The sequence below is a fragment of the Mycobacterium sp. TH-M82 genome (genome assembly GCF_057473605.1).
Genome location: NZ_JBYCKY010000460.1, coordinates 1 through 1,231 on the forward strand (window position 1 = coordinate 1; position 1,231 = coordinate 1,231).

General features: G+C 72.6%; 2 protein-coding genes and 1 pseudogene. All 3 read left to right on the top strand.

Annotated elements, in window-relative coordinates; genetic code table 11:
- Nucleotides 1-689 (top strand): annotated as a pseudogene (locus AC2VON_RS14190) (hypothetical protein); the annotation flags it as partial.
- 102 nt (nt 690-791) lie between these two features.
- Nucleotides 792-1,046: a type II toxin-antitoxin system VapB family antitoxin gene (locus AC2VON_RS14195; protein WP_486953524.1), complete on the top strand. Its 255-nt coding sequence runs from the start codon at nt 792-794 to the stop codon at nt 1,044-1,046.
- On the top strand, nt 1,047-1,231 hold a 185-nt coding region (locus tag AC2VON_RS14200; RefSeq protein ID WP_486953525.1), incomplete at its 3' end, for a PIN domain-containing protein. It abuts the gene before it with no gap.

Genomic DNA, 1,231 nt, shown 5'->3' on the forward strand with positions numbered 1-1,231 from the left:
ACGGCGGCGCCGGCGGTGACGGCGGGTCGAATGCCGGCAGCGCCACTGCGGGTGCGGGCGCCGGGGGCGCCGGGGGCAACACCTTCCTGGTCGGCAACGGCGGATTCGGCGGGTCCGGCGGCTCGTCGGAATTCGGTAACGCCGGCAGCGGCGGGTGGGGCGGGGCCGGCGGCTTCCTGCACGGCAACGGCGGCAACGGCGGGGCCGGAGGAGCGGCGACGGTCGGTGACGGCGGGCTCGGCGGCACCGGCGGGGCCGGTTCGACCCTGTTCGGCAGCGGCGGCAGCGGCGGCGGCGGCGGACTCGGCTCCAGCGGCGGTGACGGCGGGTCCGGCGGATCGGGCGGGGACATCCTCGGCAACGGCGGCTCCGGCGGCAACGGCGGCGCGGCCTACGGCGACGCGGGCACCGCGGGCAACGGCGGCGCCGGGGGCAGCGCCAGCTTCCTGCTCGGCAGCGGCGGTCACGGCGGCAACGGCGGGTACGGCGGGGAAAACACCTCGGCGACCGGCGGTCACGGCGGTGACGGCGGCAACGGCGGACACCTGCACGGCAACGGCGGCAACGGGGGCAACGGCGGCAACGGCGGTTCCAGCGGCGGGGCCGCCGGTGCGGCCGGGGACGGCGGGCACGGCGGACTGCTGCTGAGCCACAACGGGGCGGACGGCAGCGGCGGGGAACCCGGGTGACCGGGGCTGGTGGCGGGCGAGCCGCGCTTGTGTAAGGCGCGGTGACACCCGAAACCGTTTGCGGGGTGTCTAGAAACTAGCTGCTTGTATATCGTAAAGAACGTGGCGCTGAGTATTAAGGATCCCGAAGCCGACCGCCTTGCGCGGGAACTCGCGGCCCGCACGGGCGAAACTCTGACCGAAGCAGTTGTCGTCGCGCTGCGGGAACGGCTCGCCCGGGAGACAGGCCGCACTCGAGCGGTTCCGCTGAGTGAGGAGCTGTCCGCGATCCGCCGCCGATGCGCTGCACTGCCCGTCCTCGACACCCGAACTGCTGAGGAGATCCTCGGCTACAACGAGCCTGGCCTGCCCATCTAAATGGTCATCGACACGTCCGCGCTGGTCGCCATGCTCAACGATGAGCCCGAGGCCGAGGAACTGGAAGCAGCCGTGGAAGCGGACAACGAACGACTCATGTCGACCGCGACCTCCCTGGAAACAGCCATCGTGATCGAAACACGCTTCGGCGAACCGGGAGGACGTGAGTTGGACCTGTGGCTGCA